Annotated in this window: 16 protein-coding genes and 1 other RNA gene; 5 read left to right on the forward strand and 12 right to left on the reverse strand. The window is 68.7% G+C overall.

Going from position 1 to position 19,855, the window contains the following annotated elements; all coding sequences use genetic code 11:
• The first annotated feature begins 19 nt into the window (after positions 1-19).
• Positions 20-1,453: a sodium:solute symporter gene (locus FM105_RS03750; RefSeq protein WP_087005024.1), complete on the forward strand. Its 1,434-nt coding sequence runs from the start codon at positions 20-22 to the stop codon at positions 1,451-1,453.
• A 27-nt stretch (positions 1,454-1,480) separates the two neighbouring features.
• Here the strand turns inward: FM105_RS03750 and FM105_RS03755 are convergent, their stop codons facing one another.
• Positions 1,481-3,025 (reverse strand): MFS transporter, encoded by a 1,545-nt coding sequence (locus tag FM105_RS03755; RefSeq protein ID WP_087005026.1) that lies wholly within the window; start codon positions 3,023-3,025, stop codon positions 1,481-1,483.
• Positions 3,026-3,171: 146 nt separating this feature from the next.
• Here FM105_RS03755 and FM105_RS03760 point away from each other — a divergent pair, with 146 nt between their 5' ends.
• The 3 genes from FM105_RS03760 (at position 3,172) to FM105_RS03770 (ending at position 5,938) form a co-directional block, all read left to right on the forward strand.
• The gene (locus FM105_RS03760; RefSeq protein ID WP_087005029.1) at positions 3,172-3,720 is read left to right on the forward strand and encodes a TetR/AcrR family transcriptional regulator; all 549 of its coding nucleotides are present in this window, start codon (positions 3,172-3,174) and stop codon (positions 3,718-3,720) included.
• Between the two features lie 101 nt (positions 3,721-3,821).
• Positions 3,822-4,487 (forward strand): RraA family protein, encoded by a 666-nt coding sequence (locus tag FM105_RS03765; RefSeq protein ID WP_087005032.1) that lies wholly within the window; start codon positions 3,822-3,824, stop codon positions 4,485-4,487.
• 5 nt (positions 4,488-4,492) lie between these two features.
• Positions 4,493-5,938 (forward strand): GntP family permease, encoded by a 1,446-nt coding sequence (locus FM105_RS03770; protein WP_087005104.1) that lies wholly within the window; start codon positions 4,493-4,495, stop codon positions 5,936-5,938.
• 106 nt (positions 5,939-6,044) lie between these two features.
• On the opposite strand, the gene adhP is transcribed toward FM105_RS03770, so the two are convergent.
• The 4 genes from adhP to FM105_RS03790 all read right to left on the reverse strand — a co-directional run bounded on the left by adhP (position 6,045) and on the right by FM105_RS03790 (position 10,976).
• Positions 6,045-7,064: an alcohol dehydrogenase AdhP gene (gene adhP, locus FM105_RS03775; RefSeq protein ID WP_087005035.1), complete on the reverse strand. Its 1,020-nt coding sequence runs from the start codon at positions 7,062-7,064 to the stop codon at positions 6,045-6,047.
• Between the two features lie 125 nt (positions 7,065-7,189).
• The gene (gene exaC / locus FM105_RS03780) at positions 7,190-8,713 is read right to left on the reverse strand and encodes an acetaldehyde dehydrogenase ExaC (protein ID WP_087005106.1); all 1,524 of its coding nucleotides are present in this window, start codon (positions 8,711-8,713) and stop codon (positions 7,190-7,192) included.
• Between the two features lie 207 nt (positions 8,714-8,920).
• A complete protein-coding gene (locus tag FM105_RS03785) occupies positions 8,921-10,351 on the reverse strand; it encodes a GAF domain-containing protein (protein ID WP_087005038.1) in 1,431 nt (476 codons plus the stop codon).
• A gap of 82 nt (positions 10,352-10,433) precedes the next feature.
• On the reverse strand, positions 10,434-10,976 hold the full coding sequence (locus FM105_RS03790) for an Lrp/AsnC family transcriptional regulator (RefSeq protein WP_256970210.1): 543 nt from the start codon (positions 10,974-10,976) through the stop codon (positions 10,434-10,436).
• 316 nt (positions 10,977-11,292) lie between these two features.
• Between FM105_RS03790 and FM105_RS03795 the strand changes: the two genes are divergently transcribed.
• On the forward strand, positions 11,293-13,626 hold the full coding sequence (locus FM105_RS03795) for a transketolase-like TK C-terminal-containing protein (protein ID WP_143275811.1): 2,334 nt from the start codon (positions 11,293-11,295) through the stop codon (positions 13,624-13,626).
• Positions 13,627-13,686: 60 nt separating this feature from the next.
• Here the strand turns inward: FM105_RS03795 and FM105_RS03800 are convergent, their stop codons facing one another.
• The 7 genes from FM105_RS03800 to prfB all read right to left on the reverse strand — a co-directional run bounded on the left by FM105_RS03800 (position 13,687) and on the right by prfB (position 19,802).
• Positions 13,687-14,553 (reverse strand): serine hydrolase, encoded by an 867-nt coding sequence (locus FM105_RS03800; protein WP_087005040.1) that lies wholly within the window; start codon positions 14,551-14,553, stop codon positions 13,687-13,689.
• 94 nt (positions 14,554-14,647) lie between these two features.
• Positions 14,648-15,022: a transfer-messenger RNA gene (gene ssrA / locus FM105_RS03805) on the reverse strand.
• A gap of 113 nt (positions 15,023-15,135) precedes the next feature.
• Positions 15,136-15,630: an SsrA-binding protein SmpB gene (gene smpB, locus FM105_RS03810; RefSeq protein ID WP_087005043.1), complete on the reverse strand. Its 495-nt coding sequence runs from the start codon at positions 15,628-15,630 to the stop codon at positions 15,136-15,138.
• A gap of 67 nt (positions 15,631-15,697) precedes the next feature.
• Positions 15,698-16,951, reverse strand: coding sequence for a peptidoglycan DD-metalloendopeptidase family protein (locus FM105_RS03815; protein ID WP_256970211.1), 1,254 nt, complete (start codon positions 16,949-16,951; stop codon positions 15,698-15,700).
• An 8-nt stretch (positions 16,952-16,959) separates the two neighbouring features.
• Positions 16,960-17,874, reverse strand: a complete 915-nt coding sequence (gene ftsX, locus FM105_RS03820) for a permease-like cell division protein FtsX (RefSeq protein WP_087005048.1) — start codon at positions 17,872-17,874, stop codon at positions 16,960-16,962.
• Positions 17,871-18,566 (reverse strand): cell division ATP-binding protein FtsE, encoded by a 696-nt coding sequence (gene ftsE, locus FM105_RS03825; RefSeq protein WP_087005054.1) that lies wholly within the window; start codon positions 18,564-18,566, stop codon positions 17,871-17,873. Before ftsE ends, ftsX begins: the two co-directional genes overlap by 4 nt.
• 114 nt (positions 18,567-18,680) lie before the next feature.
• Positions 18,681-19,802, reverse strand: a complete 1,122-nt coding sequence (prfB, locus tag FM105_RS03830; RefSeq protein WP_087005057.1) for a peptide chain release factor 2 — start codon at positions 19,800-19,802, stop codon at positions 18,681-18,683.
• Positions 19,803-19,855: the final 53 nt, after the last annotated feature.

Raw genomic sequence — 19,855 nt, forward strand, 5'->3', positions numbered from 1 at the left:
AAGCGAACGGACTCCGAGCATGGATATCGCAGTCGTCCTCATCTACCTCGCCGCCATGATCGGCTTCGGCATCTGGGGGATGCGCCGCACGCGCAGCCAGGAGGACTACCTCGTCGCGGGCCGTCGCCTGGGTCCGCTCATGTACACCGGCACCCTCGCCGCCGTCGTGCTGGGCGGCGCCTCGACAGTGGGCGGCGTGGGCCTGGGCTATGAGTTCGGGCTGTCCGGCATGTGGCTGGTCTTCTGCATCGGCCTGGGCATCATCGCGCTAAGCCTCTTCTTCGCGCCGAAGATCCAGAGGCTGGAGATCTACACCGTCTCCCAGATGCTCGAGCTGCGCTACGGCCGCGGTTCGCGCCAGGTGTCGGGGATCATCATGTCCGCGTACGGGCTCATGATCGCCACGACCTCGACCGTGGCCTACGGCAGCATCTTCCACGCCCTGCTGGGCATCGACAGGATCCCCGCGATCCTGCTGGGCGGGTCCGTCGTCGTCATCTACTCGATGCTCGGCGGGATGTGGTCGATCACGCTGACGGACTTCGTGCAGTTCGTCATCCAGACGATCGGCATCTTCCTGATCCTCCTGCCCATCGTCATCGTGCAGGCGGGCGGGTTCTCAGAGATCGGCGCGACGCTGGGCCCGGACGCGTTCGACCCCGTGGCGATCGGCGGGTCGACGATCTTCACGTACTTCCTCATCTACACGCTGGGCCTGCTCATCGGTCAGGACATCTGGCAGCGCGTCTTCACCGCCCGCTCCCCCGGAGTCGCCCGCTGGGCGGGACTGTCGACCGGTCTCTACTGCCTGCTCTACGCCGTCGCCGGGGCACTCATCGGCACCGCCGCCCAGGTGCTGGTGCCCGGCATCGAGGTCAGCGACGATGTCTTCACCGCCGTGGTCGACCACTCGATGGCGCCTCTGCTCGCCGGCTTCGTGCTGGCCGCGGCGCTGGCCGCAGTCATGTCGACGGCCTCCGGTGCCCTCATCGCAGGCTCCACGGTGTTCCGCCAGGACGTCGTCGAGCAGTGGGGAGCGCGCAGGACCGGAGCGGCCCAGGACCTGGGCGGCGTCGACGAGTCCGCGGACCGGGTCGGAGCATCACGGATCTGGCTGGTCGTCTTCGGCATCGCGAGCATGGGGCTCGCCCTCGTCATGCCGAGCGTCGTCGAAGCGCTGACCGTCGCCTACAACATCCTGGTCGCGGGTCTGCTCATCCCGATCATCGGCGGTCTCGTGTTCCGCCGCGGGACGATCGTGGGCGTGCTGGCAGGCATGATCGCAGGCACCGTGACGACGGTCGTCATGATGATCGTCGCGGGGATCTTCGCGGATTCGCCGATCTACCTGGGCCTCGCCGCCTCGATCGTCGCCTACCTCGTGGGCTCGTTGGCCTCGCGCCCCACGCCGGAGCCCGTGCTGGCGGCCTGGGACGAGCGGCTGCGCCGCTGACAGCGGTTCAGCGGCTCTGACCCTGGTTCAGCGCCGCTGCCGGAGGGTCAGTCCGGCGATCATCGCGGCCACGAGCATGAGGACCGCCGCGATCGACGAGGTGACCACGACTCCGGAGTCGAAGGCGCTGCGGGCGGACTCGAGAAGATCCGCGGCTAGAGGGCCAGGCAGCGTGCCCGCCACCTCGACCGCGCCGCCCAGCGTCTCTCCCGCCGTGGTCGCGTCTGCGGCGGACACACCGTCCGGGACCTCGACGTGCGAGCGGTAGGCGGCTGTGAGCACGCTGCCCAGCACCGCGGTGCCCAGCACCGCGCCTCCTTCGTAGGCGGTCTCCGAGATCGCAGAGGCCGCCCCCGCCTTGTGGGCCGGCACCGCTGACAGGATCACGTCGTTCGAGATCGTCTCCGCCATACCCACGCCGGCGCCCAGGATCGCGAAGGCGATGAGCAGACCCAGGTCGGATCCGGCCTGCCCGCTCACCAGGATCACGCCGTAGCCCACGGCGTTCAGCACCAGACCGCCGGAGACGACGGTCGCGGGGGTGAACACCCGCACCAGCCAGACGGCGGCGAGCCCCGCGACCACGGTGACCGCGAGTCCCGGCAGCAGGAAGAGTCCCGCCTCCAGCGGACTGCGCCCGCTCACCAGCTGCAGATGCTGGGAGATGAAGAAGAGGAACCCGACCAAGGAGAACACGCTCAGCAGGTTCGCCGCCAGCGCTCCGCTGAACGCGGGGACGGTGAACAGCCGCACGTCGAGCATGGGACGCGGGCGCCGCAGCTGGCGGTGCACGAAGAGCGCTCCGCTCACCAGCCCCACGAGAACGGCCGCCGCCGAGGTCCCCGTCACCCCCGCGTACGCGACCTCCTTGACGGCCCACACGATGGGGGCCATCGTCGCCATCACGAGGACGATGCTCAGCGGGTCGATGGGGCTGGGGTCCGGATCCTTGGACTCGGGGATCAGCCACATGCCCAGCGCCAGGAGCGGGATGAGGACGGGCACGGCCAGCAGCAGCACGGAGCCCCACCAGAAGTGCTCGAGCATGACCCCGCCCACGATCGGGCCCAGCGCGGCACCGCCGGAGAATCCGGCTGCCCACACCGCGATCGCTGTGCGCCGCTCCGTGGGGTCGGTGAAGACGTTGCGGATGATCGACAGGGTCGCGGGCATCAGCATGGCCCCGAAGAAGCCCAGAGCGGCGCGCGCGGCGATGAGTGCGGCCGCGGTCGGCGCGAACGCTGCGAATGCGGACACGACGGCGAAGCCCAGTCCGCCGATCATGAGCAGCCTGCGCCGACCGATGGCATCGCCCAGGCTCCCCATGGGAACGAGGAGTCCCGCGAGCACCAGCGGGTACGCATCGACGATCCACAGCAGCTGCGCCCCGGACGGCGAGAGAGCTGCCGAGATCCCCGGCAGTGCGAACGCGAGGACCGTGTTGTCGACCGCGATGAGCAGCACCGGGAGCATGAGGACGGCGAGCGCGGCCCATCGCCTGCGCGTGGTCAGGGCGGGTGCGGTGCCGGTCGGGGTGCTGGTCGTCGTGGTGGTCGGTGCGGTGGCGGACATGATGCTCCGTCGTGAGGTGCGGAAGGCGGGCGGCGGCCCGGAACAGAACAATACCGTCCAGCCGGTACAGTGACTATGCGGGCTTCGTCACACAGTCCGCGCGCTTCCCCGTCAGGCCCACTCTGCCGTCCGATAGGGTCGCACCCATGACCACGGCACGCGAAGGGCTCCTCGATGCGCTCGAGGAGATCCTCATCGATGAGGGCGAGCGCGCAGCGACCCTGGACGCCGTCGCCGCCCGCGCACGCGTGTCCAAGGGCGGACTGCTCTACCACTTCGGGTCGAAGGCCGCGCTGTTCGAGGGGCTCATCGCACGTCTGCAGGATCGTGCGGAGGTCGATGCCCACGAGATGCGCGACGCACCGGAGGGGTCCGCCGCCCACTACGTGCGGACGTCCGCAGAGGTCGACTCCGCCTTCGACCGGACGCTGCTCGCAGCGCTGCGACTGTCCCTGGGCACCGATTCCCGCGTGACGGAGGCCCTCCAGGAGATCCGGGCCCGCTGGCTGCGCCTCATCGCCGACGACGTGGGTGATGACGACGTCGCCCGTGCGGTGCTGCTCATGGGAGACGGCCTCTACGCCGCATCGCTCGCGGTCGACTCCCCCACCGCGGCTCTGGGCACCACGGACGCGGACCGCCACGCCGGAGCCCTCCTGCGCGTCGTCGACCGCCTGCGCGCTCGACCCCGCTGAGGCGCGGACCGCAGGCGGCCCGATTCCGCAGCACCAGCCGTTCTGCAACCCCAGCCGTTCCACGCCCCCGACCGATCATCCGCTCTCTGGAAGGACCCGCCGTGTTCGTCGAGAACCACGCCCCCGCACCACCTCCGGCCCATGTGCTGGGAGCACTCGCCAGGACCTCCGTCTCGACGCTGGGCCACCTCACGGACTTCGGATTCCCGACCGGGCTGACCCCGCTGTACCGTCCTCTGGCGTTCGTGGGCCCGGCAGTCACGGTGAAGATCCCCCACATCGATCACACCGCCGTCCACATCGCCATCGACTCGCTGCGACCCGGCGACGTCCTCGTGATCGACCAGTCCGGCGACGATACGCGCTCGTGCTTCGGCGGCATGGGCAGCTACGCCGCACAGGCGAAGGGCGCCGTGGGCGCAGTCCTCTCCGGACCCGTCAACGACGTCCGCGAGGTCACCGAGCTCGGGTTCCCCGTCTACTCCCGCGGCACCGCAGCGCACACCACACGACTGCTCGGGCTCGAGGGGAGCGTCAACGTCCCCGTCTCGATCGGCGGCGCCGTCATCAGGCCCGGAGACATCGTCTTCGCCGATTCCGACGGACTCGCGGTGCTCCCGCCCGGATCGGCAGAGGACCTCGCGGCGCTCCTCGCGGAGAAGGAGGCGGCCGAGCCCGAGCAGAAGCGACGGATCGATGCGGGCGCGTCCCTCGCTGACCTCAGCGGAGCGCGCGCGCTCTTCGAGCGCGCCGCAGGCAGGGGGTGAGCGCCGTGGGAGACGTCATGGTCCTGGTCCACACCGGCATCTCGATCGCTCTGATCGTCCTGCTCATCATGGGCGCCCGGCTCAACGCCGTCATCGCTCTCCTGGCCGGCTCCATCTACCTGGGCCTCGCCGCGGGGCTCGGGTTCACCGGCACCACGGAGGCCCTCGCCACCGGGTTCGGCGACATCATGGCCGAGGTCGGCCTCATCATCGCCATGGGTGTCCTCATCGGATCCCTGCTCGCATCGATGGGCACCCTCGAGAACATCGTCGATCGACTCCTGGCACTCTTCACACCGAAGCAGCTCCCCTACGCCGCCGGTCTCACGCTCACCGTCTTCTTCCCGGTGATCTACGGCGATGTGCTCCTCGTCCTCATGGCTCCGATCGTGCGCTCGCTCGCACCACGGCTGGGCCCAGGCGGCCTGGCCAAGATGTGCACCGCGCTGGCGATCGGCATCAACGTCGGCCTCGTCTTCGTCGTCCCCGGTGCTGCGGCGATCGCGATCGCCGGACTGCTGGGCGTGCCGCTCGGCACCATGCTCTTCGCCGGACTGCTCCTCGCCCTGCCCACCGCGGTGCTCACGATGCTCGTGTACAACCAGCTCCTCCGGTTCGGACTGTGGAACCCGGAGAAGGACGAGCTCGTGGGCCTCGGCGACGTCGAGGCCGACTCGTCCGCGGACGACCCGGAGGCGGGCCGTACGGGCACTCACGGCGACGCGGGGACCACGAGTGGCGCACAGACCATGAGTGGCGAGGCGACCACGGGTGGCGCGGCCGCCTCCGACGCGGCTGTCGCGACGAGGGCACCGCTGCGGATCTCGCTGCTGCCGATCGTCGTCGCCGTGCTGCTCGTCGCCGCCGGAGTCGTGGCCGACATGGTCGGTGCCGGCGAGGGAGTCCTCGGATTCGTCGGCGATCCGGTCATCGCGATCTTCGCCGCACTCGTCCTCGCATATCTCCTGGCGTGGAGGACGCTCGGTCGCACGAGGGCCGATGACGCCATCGGCACGGGCTTCCGCGAGTCCGGCATCGTCCTCATCATCACCGGCGCCGGCGGCTCGCTCGCCGCGGTCATCGGGCAGACAGGTCTGGAGGACATCCTCGGCGGCTACTTCTCCGCCGGCGCCTTCGCCCCTCTGCTCATCGCCTGGGGAGTCGCCGCGATCCTCCAGATCGCGCTGGGCTCCGCCACGGTGGCGATCATCACCGCAGGCGGCATCCTGGCCCCCATCATGTCCACGCTCGACGTGCCGACCGTGCTCGTCGCGCTGGTCGCCTCGTCCGGCGCACTCTTCGGCATGCAGCTCAACAGCAACTTCTTCTGGATCTTCCAGCCTCTGCTGCGCCTGACCACACTCGGGACCCTCAAGACCCTCACCCTGCCGATGTGCATCGCCTCCGTCATCTCCCTCGGACTCATCATGCTCGCGAGCCTCGTCGTGTGAGGAGCCCTGCGACGCGCAGCGGCCCGGTGGAGGACGTCCTCCACCGGGCCGCTGCGCTCCTGAGCGCAGGTGCGCCGCTCCTGGTCAGAGCGCGAGGCGGTCCCGCTCAGTACTCGACGACGACGCGTCCGTCGATCTTGCCGTGCCTCATCTCATCGAGGATCGCGTTGATGTCGCCCAGCGGCCGCTTCGTGAACGTCGGGTGGATCTTGCCGGCCGCATAGAAGTCGAGCGCCTCGACCATGTCCTGGCGCGTGCCGACGATCGAGCCGCGGATCGTCAGCCCCTTCAGGACGATGTCGAAGATCGGGGCCGGGAACTCACCGGGCGGCAGCCCGTTGAAGACGATCGTCCCGCCGCGGCGGGTCATCCCGATCGCCTGGCCGAAGGCGTCCTTGTGGACTGCGGTGACGAGTACGCCGTGGGCGCCGCCGATCGCCTCCTGCACGGCTGCGGCGGGATCACCGTCCATCGCGTTCACGACGACCTCCGCGCCGTGCTTCTTCGCGAGCGCCAGCTTGTCGTCCGCGATGTCGACCGCGACGACGCGCAGTCCCATGGCGACCGCGTACTGGACTGCGATGTGTCCCAGGCCGCCGATCCCGGAGATGACGACCCACTGGCCGGGGCGCGCCTCCGTCCGCTTGAGCCCCTTGTACACCGTCACACCGGCGCACAGCACCGGGGCGATCTCCGCGGGATCCGATCCTTCCGGGATGATCGCGGCGTACTGGGCGTCGACCAGCATGTACTCGCCGAACGACCCGTCCGTGGAATAGCCGCCGTTCTGCTGCTGCTCGCACAGCGTCTCCCATCCCTGGCGGCAGTGCTCGCACTCGCCGCAGGCCGACCAGAGCCACGCATTGCCGACCATCTGGCCCACCTCGAGGTTCGTGACGCCCTCGCCCAGCTCCTCGACGATGCCCACGCCCTCGTGGCCCGGCACCAGCGGCAGCTTGGGCTTCACCGGCCAGTCCCCCTCCAGCGCGTGGAGGTCCGTGTGGCAGACGCCGGTGGCGATGACCTTCACCAGTGCCTGGCCCCGTCCGGGTGTGGGCTTCTGCGTCTCCCCCACTGTCAGTTCGTGTCCGAAGTCTTCGACGATCGCTGCCTGCATTGCGTTCATGGTCCTGCTCCTTGTGTGTCGCTCTTCTTCGAGTGGTTCAGGGGTTTGGAACATGGCGGGGCCGGGCGGCGGACCGCCCGGCCCCGGATGCTGCGTGAGTGTGCTGCGGCGTCAGCGCTGCAGGATCAGAAGAAGCCCTGCGCGTTGTCGCTGTAGCTCACCAGCAGGTTCTTGGTCTGCTGGTAGTGGTCGAGCATCATGAGGTGGTTCTCGCGGCCGATGCCGGAGGACTTGTACCCGCCGAACGCGGCGTGCGCCGGGTAGGCGTGGTAGTTGTTCACCCAGACGCGACCGGCCTGGATCTGGCGCCCCGCCCGGTAGGCGGTCGTGCCGCTGCGGGCCCACACGCCGGCGCCCAGCCCGTAGAGGGTGTCGTTCGCGATGCCCATCGCGTCGTCGTAGTCCTTGAACTGCGTCGTCGCGACGACGGGACCGAAGATCTCCTCCTGGAAGATCCGCATGTCGTTGGTCCCCTCGAACACCGTGGGCTTCACGTAGAACCCGCCGGACAGCGCACCGCCCAGATCGACGGCCTCACCGCCCGTGAGGATCTTGGCACCCTCCTGCTTGCCGATGTCCAGGTAGGACATGATCTTCTCGAACTGGTCGTTCGACGCCTGCGCACCCATCTGGGTGTCGGTGTCGAACGGGTCGCCCTGCCTCGTCGCCTTCACCCGCTCCAGCGCGTCCGCCATGAAGCTGTCGTACATGCTGGACTGGATGAGTGCGCGCGACGGGCACGTGCAGACCTCACCCTGGTTGAGGCTGAACATCGCGTAGCCCTCGAGCGCCTTGTCGTAGAAGGCGTCCTTCTCCTGGGCGATGTCGTCGAAGAAGATGTTCGGGCTCTTGCCGCCCAGCTCCAGCGTGACGGGGATGATGTTCTGCGACGCGTACTGCATGATGAGGCGGCCGGTGGTCGTCTCACCCGTGAACGCGATCTTGGAGATCCTCTTGTTCGAGGCGAGCGGCTTGCCCGCCTCCGCACCGAAGCCGTTGACGATGTTCACGACGCCCGCCGGGATGAGGTCCGCGAGCAGCTCCATGAGGAAGAGGATCGAGACCGGCGTCTGCTCCGCGGGCTTGAGGACGACGCAGTTGCCTGCGGCGAGCGCCGGTGCGAGCTTCCAGACCGCCATGAGGATGGGGAAGTTCCAGGGGATGATCTGGCCGACCACGCCCAGCGGCTCGTGGAAGTGGTAGGCGACGGTGTCCTCGTCGATCTGCGACAGGCCGCCCTCCTGCGCTCGGATCGCACCGGCGAAGTAGCGGAAGTGGTCGATCGCCAGCGGGATGTCCGCGGCGAGCGGTTCGCGGATCGCCTTGCCGTTGTCCCACGACTCCGCGACCGCGATCTTCTCGAGGTTCTCCTCCATCCGATCCGCGATCTTGTTCAGCAGCTGTGCGCGCTCTGCCGGTGTCGTCCTGTTCCAGGTGGTCTTGGCCTTGTGCGCCGCATCGAGGGCCAGCTCGATGTCCTCCGCCGTGGATCGTGCGACTTCGGTGAACACCTTGCCGGTCACCGGGGTGATGTTCTCGAAGTACTCGCCCTTGGCCGGCGGCGTCCATTCACCGCCGATCCAGTTCTCGTAGCGGGGCTTGAAGTCGACGAGGGCTCCGGATGTTCCGGGGTGTGAGTAGACGGCCATGTCAGCCTCCTCCTTCTGCACGTCGCTGTGCATTCGAGTGCCCCGGCGGCGGTCGTGGGAACCTGCCCGATCCGCCGGGCTGTGATTCCACACTAGAAGGCACCACGTTGCACGGACGTTGCGTGGATCACACCGACCGCAGCGGCCACCTCAGCAGCGTCAGCAGCGGTCGCCCCATCGGCGTCACCAACGGTCGCCTCGGCGGCATCAGCCCGCGCCGAGCTCCGCCTCGATCGCATCCAGACGCGCGACGGCGGCCGCCCGGCGGATGTCATCCGCGGGCAGCAGCTGCAGAGCGAGCATCCACGCGTCCTGATCGTCCTGGGCGTCCTGCCGTCGCAGGTAGGTCCAGAGGAGGTCGTGGTCGGCGAACTGCATGACCGCCTCGCGCAGCTCCGCAGACAGCACGGAGCGGATCCGCTCCGCCTCCGGTGCGGACGACGGAGGCAGGACCTCGCCCCGGCAGAGTCGGACGGCGCGGTCGACGTCGCCGTCCGCGAGCGCGTCGCGGGCCGCCCGCGCATCCGTGAGCGGCGGCCGTTCGCCGCCGTCTGCGGACACCAGGCGGTAGGGGCGCGACGCGAGCTCGATGGAACCGGCCGAGGCCTCCGCGAGCACCCGGCGCAGCCGGTGCATCTCGACCCGGACGGTCGCCGCCTCCGGCACTTCGGTGTAGACCATCTCGCCCAGCTGCGGCCCGGTGAGTCCGTCGTCGTGCCAGTCGAGCAGGGTCAGGATCTCCGCGTGCCGCAGGCCGATCTGCTGTTCCCGCCCGCCGCTCATCAGCGCGGGTGCGCCCGGTCCGGTGACCCGGACGACGGGTCCGGCAGCGTCTGCCTCGGGCTGCGCCGCATGCGCCGTCCGGATCCCCGAGACGGGGAAGCCGGCTCCACCCGCGTCTCCCGCGTGCGAGGTGCCGGTCACCACGAGCGCCTCCCGCGCCTCGGCGATGGTCGCCTCCGGTGACGGGGCCGGCAGCTGGGCTGCGAGCTCCGCCTCGATCGCCGCGGCGGCGGCCGTGAGGAGCGGAAGGCTGAGCGGGGACACCGCCTCCGATCCTCCGGTGATGTCGAGGACCCCCAGGAGAGCACGGGTGTGCGGATCCATCAGCGGCACGGCCGTGCAGCTCCACTCGCGCACGGAGGGTGAAAAGTGCTCCTCGCCGACGACGGCCGCGGGCTCCCCGGTGGCGACGACGATCCCCGGTGCCGAGGTGCCCATGCCGGTCTCTGACCAGTCGGCGCCGACGGCGAATCCCATCGATTCGGAGCGTCGCAGCGCGGAGTGGTCGCCCTCGACCCACAGGAGGCGTCCCTGCGCATCGCCGATCGCGACGACCAGACCGGTGTCCCGCGCGGGTTCGATGAGGAGGCGGCGGACGATCGGCAGCGCGTTCGCCAGCGGCCCCTCGCTGCGCAGGCGGGCGAGTTCGTCCGGATCGATGCCCATCGACGCGGCTTCCCGACCCGTCGGCGGCAGTGCGCCCAGCGACCGCTGCCATGATTCCGTGACGATGCTGCGCACGGTGTTCAGGCCGGTCTCCGAGGCGCGTGCGGACAGCCGCCCGAACGCGCGCGTCACCTCACGCTGATACTCGCGGGCGAGGTACTCCGCGCCCGACGAAGAAGCCTTCTTCATGTTCGCGGCCTTTCGCGTACGGATCCGCCGGTCGCGTCACTGCGATCGGCCGGATGCGAGCCCCTCCGGGATGATGCGAACACTAGTCGACTTCGGGTGAGGCTTCCAGGCGCCGTCCATCGCGCAGCCGCGTCAGGAGCGGCGTCAGGCGGTAGGGCACCATCGTCCGCATCGAGATCAGCGTCCGGGTGCGCTTCACCCCGCGGATCGCGAGGATCCGCCCCGCGACCCGGTAGAGGTCATCGGCATCGCGGGCGACGACCTGGATGAGGGTGTCGCCGGGGCCTGTGATGCCGATGACCTCGAGGACTTCGGGGACCTGCGACAGTGCCTCCCCCACCTCGTCGAGGCGGCGCTGCTTGAGGTTCGCGAGCACGTATGCGCGCAGGGGGTACCCCAGGGCTGCGGGGTCGATGCGGTGGTCGCTGGGGTGCAGCGCCTCCTCCTCGAGGCGGTTCATCCGCGCGTGCACCGTGTTCCGGGCGACGCTCAGGCGGTGCGCGAGCCCTGCGATCGTGGAACGAGGGTCCGCCACGAGTGCCAGGAGGATCTTCGCGTCCAGGGCGTCGCTCAGCCTGCGCCGACGGCGCGGCGGCATCGGGTCCGACGCGGTTCCGTCTCCCACAGCGGGTCTCCTGTTCATCGAATCCATCAGCGTGCGCCCATTCCGGCACTCTCATTCTGAGCATACCGCTCACTTCTACAGAGCAGGGTTGAGCACTCTGCACCTTCGTGGTTGTGTGGCTCACACGTCGAGGGCAACCGCATCGGCACCTGCACGACACACCCCGTCTGCACAGCATCCGGACGATCCGTCCACCTTTCGCCGGCACACCCACCGGCGGCCCCACGGGCCCTCGGACCAGTTCGTCGTTCGCCACCGGAGGCAGATCGTGCATTCTCACCCCAACTCTCAGACCCACGGGGCAGCCACCCCTGCAGTGCCCACGCACGCAGCCGCCCCCGTGTCGGTCGACCCGGCACTCCTCGAAGAGATCCACCGCAGGGTCCTCTGGCTGTCGACGTCGATCATCCACCACGCCAACCGTGTCCGCCCCAACCTGAGCGGGCTCAAGGTCGGCGGCCACCAGGCGTCCTGCGCATCGATCGCGTCGATCATGACCGCACTCTGGTTCACGACGCTGACCCGCGATGACCGCGTGAGCGTCAAGCCGCACGCGGGTCCCGTCTGGCACGCGATCAACTACCTGCTGGGCGAGCTCGATGAGAAGCACCTCACGACGCTGCGCCAGTACGGCGGTCTCCAGTCCTACCCGAGCCGCTCGAAGGACCCGGTCCCGGCGGACTACTCGACGGGCTCCGTGGGGATCGGCGCGACGGCTCCGATCTGGGGCGCCGTGGCCCGCCGCTACGTGGACTCCGTGCTGCGGCCCGTGGGCAGCGGCCGGCAGTACTCACTCGTCGGCGACGCCGAACTGGACGAGGGCGCGATCTGGGAGGCCGTGATCGACCCCGAGGTCAAGCACCTGGGCGAGATCGTGTGGATCGTCGATCTCAACCGCCAGTCGCTGGACCGAGTGGTCCCCGACATCGCCGCCGGCCGCATCGAGGCGATGTTCGACGCCGCGGGCTGGCAGGTCCTGCCCGTGAAGTTCGGGGCGCTCCTCGAAGAGCTGTTCACCCGGCCCGGCGGTCCCGAGCTGCGCGCGCGCATCGTCTCAATGTCCAATCCGGAGTACCAGCGGCTGCTGCGGTGCGACCCGCAGGAGCTGCGCGACCGGCTGCCCGGCGACGGGCCCGACGGCGGTGCGGAGGCTCTGCGCGGACTCATCGAGACGCTCGATGACGTTACCCTCACCGCGGCGATCCGCAACCTGGGCGGGCATGACATCCCCACCCTCCTGGACGCCTTCGCCCGGATCGACGACACACGCCCCACCGTCATCATCGCCTACACGATCAAGGGCTACGGGCTGCCGAGCTCCGGGCATCCGCAGAACCACTCCGCCCTCATCAGCCAGGAGGAGTACGAGGAGTTCGCCGTCCAGTCCGGCCAGGACCCCGCGAGCCCCTGGTCGCGCTTCTCACCGGACAGCGCCGAGGGGCGAGCCGTCGCAGAGGCAGCGCAGCGCCTCACCCGACCCGACTTCCCTCCGGCCCCCGAGCCGGAACCGCTCCTGGACCTGGGGCGCCCGCACCGCGGCACGTCGTCGTCCCAGGCAGCGCTGGGCCGGGTGCTCATGGACCTCAGCCGGCAGTCGCCGGACACCGCTCGTCGCGTCGTCACGGTGAGCCCTGATGTGTCGTCGACGACGAACCTCGGCGGCTGGGTCAACAAGGTGGGAGCGTGGAGCGCCTCGCAGGCTCCGAACTGGTTCGCGGACGACAAGGAGACGATCCTCCACTGGAACGAGTCCCCGCACGGGCAGCACATGGAGCTGGGCATCGCGGAGACGAACCTCGTGGGACTCCTGGGTGAGCTCGGTGCGACGTGGAGCCGCTGGGGCGAGCCGCTCTATCCGATCGGCGTCATGTACGACCCGTTCGTCAATCGTGCACTGGAGCCGTGGACGTTCGGCATGTACGCGGGCGGCCAGTCGATCCTCGTCGGCACGCCGTCCGGTGTGACCCTCGCCCCGGAGGGCGGAGCACACCAGTCGAACACGACGCCGTCGACGGGCATCGAAGTGCCCGGGCTGCTCGCGTACGAACCGGCCTTCGCGCAGGACGTCGAATGGACGCTGCTGCACGCCATCTCCCAGCTGGGCAGGGTCGGCGGGCGATCGTCGTACCTTCGGCTCTCGACCCGGGGGCTCGACCAGTCACGTGCCGAGGTGCCCGCGGATCCGGCGGCGCGGAAGCGTCGCCGGGACCAGGTGGTCGCCGGCGGGTACCTCCTGCGTGCCGCGGAGGATCCGACGGTGACGCTCGTCGGCATGGGCGCGATCATGCCCGAGGTGCTGGATGCCGCCGACCGCCTGGACGAGCAGGGTATCGCCGCGGACGTCGTCTGCGTGACGAGCCCCGGGCAGCTGTTCCGCGCGCTGCAGAGCGTGCGGCGACCGGAGCAGCAGGCGGAGCACGCATGGATCCTCGATCAGGTGTTCCCCACGTCGCGTGCCAGGCCCATGGTGACCGTGCTCGACGGGCACCCGCACACGCTGTCCTTCCTCGCGACGATCAACCGCGTGGAGCACGTCGGTCTGGGCGTCAGCGAGTTCGGCCAGTCGGGCGATGTCCCGGACGTGCACCGGCATCACGGGATCGACGCGGATTCCATCGTGCGGTCGGCACTGGACGCCGCGCGACGCTGATGACGTGAACGTGCGAGGAGGGGGAGGCCCCGTCAGGGCGATGCGCTGACGGGGCCTCACTCATTCACCGAGGATGTGAGTGCGGATCGCGTCTCCGATGGTCCTCATATGGTGCTCGACCACGACCCTCGTGCCGTCCGGTCCCGCATCCGCCCCAGGTGGCCAATTGGCGCCGACGGCGTACGCCACTCCCCCGCCCGGACCGGTCACGATCCCGGCATCCACGCGGACGCCCGAGTCGTGGCCGGTCTTGTGGCGCAGGAGCACGCCGCCGTCTGCGTCTGTGTGCGCCAGCGGGTCGAGGTGGAGGCCGCCCGACACCATCGATGTGTCCACTCCCGCTGCCAGGTGGGCGAGGACCTGCGCGGACGCCTCGCCGGAGACCGCTTCCCCCGCATGGAGCATCGCGAAGAGGCGCGAGAGCTCCCGTGCGGTTCCGCATGAGGGCGCCCACGGGTGGGCATCCGTCCGCTCGTCGCGGATGACGTCGAGGAAGGATGTGTCGACGAGGCCGAGGCGCCCGGACCGTGCGCGGACGGCGTCGAGTCCGCAGAGGTCGGTGAGCGCATTCGTCGTGAGGTTGTCGCTGACCGCGCCGACCAGCAGGCAGGCGTCCGCGACCGTGATCGTCCTGTCGCGGAAGAGGTGCAGCAGTCCGGAATCGGCGACCTCGTGCTCCGGGCTGATCGACAGACGCGCAGCAGGGTCGATCCGACCGTCGGCGATGCGGGCGGCGACCTCGAGCAGCAGGAAGACCTTCCCGACGCTCGCCGTCGCGAGCACCCGGTCAGGTTCGTGCAGCAGCAGCGGCGCCCCCGTGCGCAGGTCGGTCACATCGATCGACCAGGCGACCGGGACCTCGGCGGCATCGCTGCTGAGGTGGGTGGGAGGCTCGGGAAGAGATTCGTCGAACGGATACGCATCCATGGCGCCAGCGTATGCGGACCGCTCGCCGGATGCTTTCGGACATGCGAAAGCCCCCGGTGCGAGCACTGTGCTCACCACCGAGGGCTTCCGAGGGATGTGGAGATGGCGGGAATCGAACCCGCGTCCGCCGACTCATCGCTGGGTCTTCTCCGGGCGCAGTCCGTGAAGAGTTTCTTAGGTCCTGGTCACCGCACGAACACGTAGACCAACGGACGGAGTCGAGTAAGAGTCCCGCTGACACCCTCGACGAATGTCAACAGCAGTGGCTTTCTAGCTGACGCCAGAATCCGGGGCGAAAGCTACCCCGGGCTGACGGATTCGCTCAGCTCGCTGTCAGGCAGCGAGGGCGAAATCGGTGCGAGTTTTGGATTCAGCACCTATTGGTTTGCAGAGGACATTAACGAGTTGACTCTGCATTCTCGGCCCGCTTCTCCCGGCTCAACAGCCGGCGTCGAAACCGATCATCCCCCTATTCAGTTGCCAGAGGCCCCACCCGAAGGCGGTGGCCCGACACCGTCCATCACTGGTCGGAACCAGATCCGGATGCTTCACTGTACACCCACAACACGAGGTGCACCATCGCTATTCCCCGCGACGGACCTTGTCCTTCATCGCGCGCTCCGCTTCGCGCTTGTCCTGCTTCTCACGCAGCGCCTGGCGCTTGTCCCAGTCCTTCTTGCCGCGCGCGATCGCGATCTCGACCTTCACCCGCGACCCGTCGAAGTAGAGCTCGAGCGGGATGAGCGTGTGCCCGGCCTCCCGGATCTTCTGGGAGATCCGCAGGATCTCCGTCTTGTGCAGTAGCATCTTGCGGCGGCGGCGCGCGGAGTGGTTCGTCCAGGTCCCCTGCGTGTACTCCGGGATGTACGCGTGCTCCAGCCACGCCTCACCCTGGAAGATCAGGCCGAACCCGTCGGTGAGGTTCGCACGGCCCTCACGCAGCGACTTCACTTCCGTCCCGGTGAGGACGAGACCCGCTTCGAAGGTCTCCTCGATGTGGTATTCGTGGAGCGCCTTGCGGTTGCGCGCGATCGACTTGCGAGTGGGTTCCCTCCTGCTCGCCTGGTCCTTCGACATGGTCCCTCCTCTCCTGAATGGCGCGTGCGCAGACTGATGCTTGCGAACGCTCCAGTCTAGCGCAGGGTCAGGAGATCCAGTCCATGGGGTCGACGTACTCGCCGTCCTGCATCACCTCGAAGTGGAGGTGGCAGCCGGTCGACGAGCCGGTCGTGCCCGCCAGTGCGACCGCGTCGCCCTGGCTCACGCTCTGACCGGGGGTCACGAGGTTGCGCGTGTTGTGGTTGTACGTCGTCGCGATGCTCGCGCCGTTGGACTTGCCGTGCGAGATCACGACGCGGTTGCCGTACCCGCCGGCGCTCCCGCTGGAGACGACGGTGCCATCGGCCGAGGCGTAGACCTCCGTGCCGCACGGCACGCCGAAGTCTGTGCCCGAGTGGAGCCTGCGCACACCGGCGATCGGGTGCACGCGCCATCCGAACTGCGACGTGATCGGGTGGTCGGGGGCAGGATTCCTCAGGAACCCCTCGCCGGGCAGGCTCCTGCTGCCGTCGCCGTTGTCCTCCTGCCACTCACGGATCTCGTCCGCCAGCCGCTCCTGCTCCTCCTTCTGGCGCTCGAGCTCCTCGGCCGTCTCAGCCTGGTTGTCCTCGATCGTCTTCGCAGCGGAGTCCTTCTGCGACACGAGGGAGTCCAGTGCGTCCTTCGCATCTGTGGCGGCGCGCTCCGCGGCCTCCTTCTCGAGGACGACCTCTGCGGCCTCGTCCTTGAGGTCGGAGATCTCCTCGGAGACTGCATCGAGCCGGTCCTGGTTGTTGATGTTCGCGGCCCGGCGCTCACCCAGCCGGGTGATCGTGCGCTGCTGGCCGCGCACTGCGGAGTCCACGCGCGTGAGGCCGTCCAGCCCGTTGTCGCTCTCCGTCATCTGCAGGAGCATCGCGACATCGCTCGTCACACCGGAGTTCTGGTAGGCCTTGCGCGCGACCCCGACGACGGACTTCTCCGACTCCTCAATCCGGTCCGTGCCGCTGTCGATCTCCTCGCGCAGCTCCTCCTCCGCGTTCTCCGCGGAGGTGAGCCGGGCGCCCAGCTCCTCGTCCTTGCGCTTCGCCTCGTCGAGTTCATCCGTCGCAGCATCGACGGCGTCCTCGGCGTCGGGCATCTGCGATTCCGCGTCCTCCATCTCTGCGACGACGCGCGCGAGCTCCTCACTGAGCCCTTCGTGCTCCCGCTGCAGCTCGTCGACCCGTTCGTCGACGGATTCCTTCTCATCCGCTGGGCTCGCCGCACCCGGGGAGGCCGGTGCGAGCATGACGAGGGCGAGGAGGATGGCGACGAACGCGAGGACCCGACGACGGAACGGAACGGTGCTCTGTTTCACGGAGCCGATCACACCTTCATATAGCGACGGAGGGTGAGCCAGGACGATGCGCCGGCCATGATGACGCCGACTGCGATGAGGATGGGGGTCACGACTGCCACGTCGCCCACGGTCACGAGGTTCACCCCGGCCATGCGGGACTGGAGCCATCCGGACACACCGAAGTGTACGCCGACGCCCAGCACGATTCCCGCAAGGACGCTTCCCAGGGCCGCTGCGAGGATCCCCTCGAGGATGAAGGGCAGCTGGATGAAGAGGTTCGATGCGCCGACCAGTCGCATGATGCCCGTCTCCCGGCGTCGTGTGAACGCGGACAGTCGGATGGTCGTCGCGATGAGCAGGACCGCGCACAGCGTCATGATCCCGGCGATCCCCACGGCGGCCGCGGTGGCGATGTTGAGGATCCTGAAGAGCTGGTCGAGGAGCCGGTTCTGGTCGACGACCTCCTCCACGCCCGGGGTGGCGGAGAAGTACTCGTTGATGATCCCGTACTGCTCCGGATCGTCGAGCTGGATGCGGAATGACTCCTGCATCTGGTCCTGGGGCACGGTGCCCTCCAGGCTGGTGCCCTCGAACTGCTCCTCGAAGAGTCGGTGGGCGGTCGCCTTGTCCTCGAAGTGCACCTCTTGGACGTAGTCGTCGAGATCGGGCGATCCCAGTGCGGCCTCGATCGCGTCCTTCTGCTCCTGGGTGGCCTCACCGTCCGCGCAGGTGGGCGCCTCCGAATCGGGCGGGCACAGGAACACTGCGACCTGCACGCGGTCGTACCAGTAGTCCTTCATCCCGCCGATCTGCATCTGCAGGAGGATCGCGGCGCCGATGAACAGCAGCGAGACGAAAGTGACGAGGATGACCGAGATGATCATCGAGAGGTTCCGGCGCAGACCGGACAGCACCTCGGAGAAGATGAAGGAGGTCTTCACGCCTGCGTCACCTCCGGTCGGTAGCCGCCCACTTCGTCGCGGACCATCTCGCCGCCCCGCAGCTCGATCACGCGCCTGTTCATCGAGTTGACGATCGAGGAGTCGTGGGTCGCCATGAGCACGGTCGTGCCGAAGCTGTTGATGCGCGTGATGACGTCCATGATGTCCTGGCTGGTCGCCGGGTCCAGGTTGCCGGTCGGCTCGTCCGCGAGCAGGATCCCAGGCTTGTTGACGACCGCGCGGGCGATCGCCACGCGCTGCTGCTCGCCGCCGGACAGTTCGTGCGGATACCGCTTCTGCTTGCCGTCGAGGCCGACCGTCTCGAGCACGTCGGGCACCAGAGTGGAGATCGCGGCCCGCGACTTCCCGATCACGTGCAGCGCGAACGCGACGTTGTCGAACACGTTCTTGTTGGGCAGCAGCCGGAAGTCCTGGAAGACGGTGCCGATGCCGCGCCGCAGGTGGGGCACCTTCCAGCTGGGCATCCGGGCGGTCTGCGTGCCGGCCACGGTGATGCGGCCGCGGGTGGGCACCTCTTCACGCAGCACCAGGCGGATGACGGTCGACTTCCCCGATCCCGAGGCCCCCACGAGGAACACGAACTCCCCCGCATCTGCGGTGAAGGACAGGTCGCCGAGGGCAGGAGCCACCCGGTGGTCGTAGGACTTCGCGACCTTGTCGAACGTGATCACACATGCTCCGGGGCTGAAGAGGAAGAGGGACACGGACGCAGGGCGTCCACGCTCACTCTAGAGGCGCGGGGCAGCCCTCGTCGCGTTTCCCCAGGCACTCCCGCGTGTCGGGGATCAGTCCTCGGATTCGGCGGCCATCTCCTGCTCCTTGCGCCAGCGGATGCCGGCCCGCAGGAACCCGTCGATCGCTCCGTCGAAGACGTTCGAGGGGTTGTTGACCTCGTGGTTCGTCCGCAGATCCTTGACCATCTGGTAGGGGTGCGTGACGTAGGAGCGCATCTGGTCGCCCCAGCTCGCCTTGATGTCGCCGGCGAGCTCCTTCTTCTGGGCGTTCTCCTCCTCCTGCTTCAGCAGGAGCAGGCGTGACTGGAGGACGCGCATCGCGGCGGCGCGGTTCTGGATCTGCGACTTCTCGTTCTGCATGCTCACGACCACACCGGTCGGCACGTGGGTGATGCGCACGGCGGAGTCCGTCGTGTTGACCGACTGACCGCCGGGGCCCGATGAGCGGTAGACGTCGATGCGCAGATCGTTCTCGTCGACGTCGACGTGGTCGCTCGACTCGATGAGCGGGATCACCTCGACTGCCGCGAACGACGTCTGGCGGCGCCCCTGGTTGTCGAAGGGGCTGATGCGGACCAGACGGTGCGTGCCCGCTTCAACGGACAGCGTCCCGTACGCGTAGGGGGCGTTGACCTGGATCGTCGCGGACTTCACGCCCGCACCCTCTGCATAGGAGGTGTCGAGCTCCTGCACCGAGTACTTGCGGTTCTCCGCCCACCGCACGTACATGCGTGTGAGCATCTGTGCGAAGTCCGAGGCGTCGTCGCCGCCCGCGCCCGCGCGCACGGTGATGACCGCGGACCGTTCGTCGTACTCGCCGGACAGCAGAGTGGAGATCTCCAGATCGCCCAGCTCCGAGCGGAGCTTCTCGATCTCCGAGGTCGCTTCGTCGATCGCGTCCTGGTCGCCCTCGTCCTCGCCCATGGACACGAGGAGCTCGACGTCCTCGATGCGCTGGTCGAAGCGGTCGAGCTTCTCCAGCACCGACTGCTTGTGCGACAGCTTCGACGTCACCTTCTGGGCGGCGTCCGGGTCGTCCCACAGGTCCGGGGCCGCCGCAGCGTGCGTGAGCTCCTCCACCTCACTGCGCAGGGTGTCGACGTCGGACACCTCACGGATGGAGGCGAAGGTGTTCTGCAGTGATGTGATCTCTGCTGAGAAGTCTGTTGCCATAGTCGTCCTAGCCTACGGCACACGCGGACCCGGGTCGGAGCGGCCCGGAGGCG

Origin of the sequence: Brevibacterium yomogidense, assembly GCF_900163715.1 — a bacterium.
Lineage (GTDB): Bacteria > Actinomycetota > Actinomycetes > Actinomycetales > Brevibacteriaceae > Brevibacterium > Brevibacterium yomogidense_A.